This window comes from Methanomicrobiales archaeon (assembly GCA_030019205.1).
Taxonomy (GTDB): domain Archaea; phylum Halobacteriota; class Methanomicrobia; order Methanomicrobiales; family JACTUA01; genus JASEFH01.
Genome location: JASEFH010000057.1, coordinates 1 through 2,992 on the forward strand (window position 1 = coordinate 1; position 2,992 = coordinate 2,992).

The window sequence follows — 2,992 nt, forward strand, 5'->3', positions numbered from 1 at the left end:
AACTTCAAGGAATATCCCCATTGGGCGCTGTATGGAGCGCATCTGATCTGTGGATTCGATACCTCATCGTACAATTATGCAGAGGATGGAACCAATGTTGCATCCACACTCCTGAGTGGCATTAAGGTAAGACCAGCATGGTACCTGGGTGTTGATGTGATGCAACCTAGCGATGTTAGAGTTCGGGTTGTAGGCGAAGACTCTACCATGGGAGACGATTTCATCTGGAAAGAAGGAACGGTGAAGCCAGATCCTATAGTCGATTCAAGTATCTATTCCTGGCTTTACTATTGCAATTAGTGGGGGTATAAAAGATGGTTGTGAAAAAAATTATCGTCGGGATTGCTTTTGCGTTGATCGCGATATGTGCAGTCCTCGCAACAAGCGCTGACTTAGGAACTGGGGGAATTATTCCTCCTGCACAGGGCAGCGGGTCTGAAAAGTTCACATTGAACGCGGATTTTCCACAATTCGATGGAGAATATGCTGTATACAGATCTGTACCTGTATCTGTTACAGATGAATACGTGCAGGAGATTGCTAGTCTGTTTGGCCTGAAAGGTACTCCCGAACGGATAAATCCGCTGGCAGGAGAAATCGAACTCGTCGACACCACAAAAACAATGAGTGAACGGATAACTGTCTACAAATCATCGGGTGCCTTTCTCTATGATATTCCGGATAAGACATATCCGACTGCCGTGGATGCTCAACCTGTTTTACCTTCAGATGCCGAAGCGGAAAAAATCGCGAGAGATTACCTGTCCAGCAAAAGGCTTCTCCCGGAGGATGCACAGGTAGAGAAGATCTTTGTCAACCAGCAGCAGGAAGTCTGGGAAGGAGGGATGGATAAACCGCTGAAGGTATTCGACATAACTCTTGCGGTCCGATTTAATCGGAATATTGATGGCATTCCTGTCTATGGGGATGAATTCGTGGTTTTCATCGGCAATAACAGTGAAGTCGTTGGCGTTTTAAGGAATTGGAGGGATATTACCCCGTACAGTGCCACCAGAATTAAGACAGCGGCAGAGGCATACGATGAATTACGCGGGTGGAAAACGATACTTCCAGAGTATCAGGACGTTAATGATCGTATTGTCATTAACAGTATTTCATTAGGATACTGGATGGAACCACGGAGTTATGAACAGGAGTATGTCCTTCCGGTGTATGTTTTTAGAGGCGTTGCTATACGAGATGGCAGAGAAAATCCCTACATCCAGTATGTTTACGCCGTGGTTCCAGAAGATCTGGAGAAATTTTCATGAAAATTTCTTTTTTATCCCAATCTTCACGTAGATCGCAACTCTTTTCTTTATTATATTGCCCAACGTTAACTTTTAAGGAGAACGATACATGAAGAGGTGTTTTAAAAAACGTATTCGATTAAAAGGGGGAAATAGGCCTAAATGAAATATTTCACTGAAATACTAATCCTTGGATTGATTTTTATTCTGATAGCTGGATGTATATCCCTTCTGCCTGGAAAGGTGATCGTCAGGGATGCCTACTGCGATCTGGACAATAACTTCACGTTTATCCTTGAGAACACGGGTGAGGATGCAATACCCTTGAACTACACATGGACGCTGGTTGACCACATGGCCAACAAACCCATTCGTTCTGGAGCCGGTTCGATCGTTCTTCAGCCCCACGAGATCCGGTCTCTGACGTCCGCGACCGGAATGCCGTTCCATAGCTATGGTCTCTATGCTGCTGCTATGAACGTCTACATCTATCGGGATGGCAGGGAGATTTACCACTTCCAGGACTACAAATCCCCCTACGAATGGAACTATTCTGTATCGCCCCCCGTGAAGTATGTTTCAAACCCGGGATACGTGAGTATCGGCCTTGAGACCTTCATTCAGCGCGATGATAAAGGCGATTTCATCGTTCAGTTTGAGAATTTCTCGTATCATCCGGCGTCAAGCCCGGTTCGTCTGCTGATTCTCGATTCGTACCTTATTCTCGGAGACAGCATGGAGGGAAACGAGAAAGAGTGGCGGGTCCTGCACATCCTGAACGCATCGGAGTCCGAGCCCGTATTTGTGGATAAAGATGGTGATGGCTGCATCTCGGACTTTGACTATTTCGTTGTACCGGGTGCATGGAAGGGGAACAATATTCGCCTCAACACGGCGAACCAGTTCGTTACCGGGAACTGGTACGGGAGAAGGGAAACCCTGGAAGCGGAGGACAGGGATGCAATCCGCATCCTCAACATTACCGTCAGCCCCGATCCTCCCCGAAGGCTGGAAGGTCTTGAATTCATCGTGGAAGCGCAGGTGAAAAAAGGGATCGAGTTAGGAGGGGTCATTTACGAGCCCTATCCCGGGAACGGTCTTGGTACCATCGGGGGGCCGTACCAGCAGATCGCGCGGAGTGGAGACATATACACACTCTCGAAAACATTCGACCAGATATCGCGTGAGTACCACACGAATTACGTTAACAGTCCGGATCCCAAGGTGTTTTACGTGTGGATTCGTGATAAAAGTGTAAATGAGCGCTGGATACGGTACGAAGTGAATGCCACTATTGCAGGGATTTAATTACGATACACTCCAGGGGAGGTAGATCCAGGGGATCTATACCTGATCTCCATCCCCGCTGATGTGATAGCCTCGGAGGGAGGATCCACACGGACTGTTCCGTGCTGCCTCACCCGCTCGTAATAGCGGTCCGGTAATCTGAAAACGATTCAGCCTCGCACCCGCGTGGGAGAGGGAATGGTTTGACCTCGAATGCAACGCCCATCCAATCCTCTCTCGCTCTATTGCAGGCCCATCATACCGACTGAGAGAGGAGCAGGAATAGAATGGGGGCGGCATCACGCTCTTTCTTCTCGAGGATACCCTCAAGGGCTGAACTCGGAAGTCCATAAAATCCCCGAAAAAATCGAAAATGGATGCGCTCAGTCCGCAGTGCCAGCCTTCTGCCGGTCCTTCTCCCGGTATCCCTTGAGCAGGAGGGTGCAGATGTTCCA

Annotated in this window: 4 protein-coding genes; 3 read left to right on the forward strand and 1 reads right to left on the reverse strand. The window is 48.3% G+C overall.

Translation table 11 applies throughout. The features are described from left to right. From QMC96_13220 to QMC96_13230, 3 genes are all read left to right on the forward strand, one after another. Positions 1 to 300, forward strand: a 300-nt coding sequence (locus QMC96_13220; protein MDI6877715.1) for a DUF6345 domain-containing protein, incomplete at its 5' end; no start/stop codon positions are given. 14 nt (positions 301 to 314) lie between these two features. Then, on the forward strand, positions 315 to 1,271 hold the full coding sequence (locus tag QMC96_13225) for a calcium-dependent protein kinase (protein ID MDI6877716.1): 957 nt from the start codon (positions 315 to 317) through the stop codon (positions 1,269 to 1,271). A gap of 141 nt (positions 1,272 to 1,412) precedes the next feature. Continuing rightward, positions 1,413 to 2,558: a hypothetical protein gene (locus tag QMC96_13230; GenBank protein MDI6877717.1), complete on the forward strand. Its 1,146-nt coding sequence runs from the start codon at positions 1,413 to 1,415 to the stop codon at positions 2,556 to 2,558. Positions 2,559 to 2,793: 235 nt separating this feature from the next. On the opposite strand, the gene QMC96_13235 is transcribed toward QMC96_13230, so the two are convergent. Then, on the reverse strand, positions 2,794 to 2,992 hold a 199-nt coding region (locus QMC96_13235; GenBank protein ID MDI6877718.1), incomplete at its 5' end, for a hypothetical protein.

Excerpts from the sequence above, each read along its gene's own strand:
- QMC96_13225 (MDI6877716.1), top strand. The coding sequence starts at position 315 with ATGGTTGTGAAAAAAATTATCGTCGGGATTGCTTTTGCGTTGATCGCG.
- QMC96_13230 (MDI6877717.1), top strand. The coding sequence starts at position 1,413 with ATGAAATATTTCACTGAAATACTAATCCTTGGATTGATTTTTATTCTG.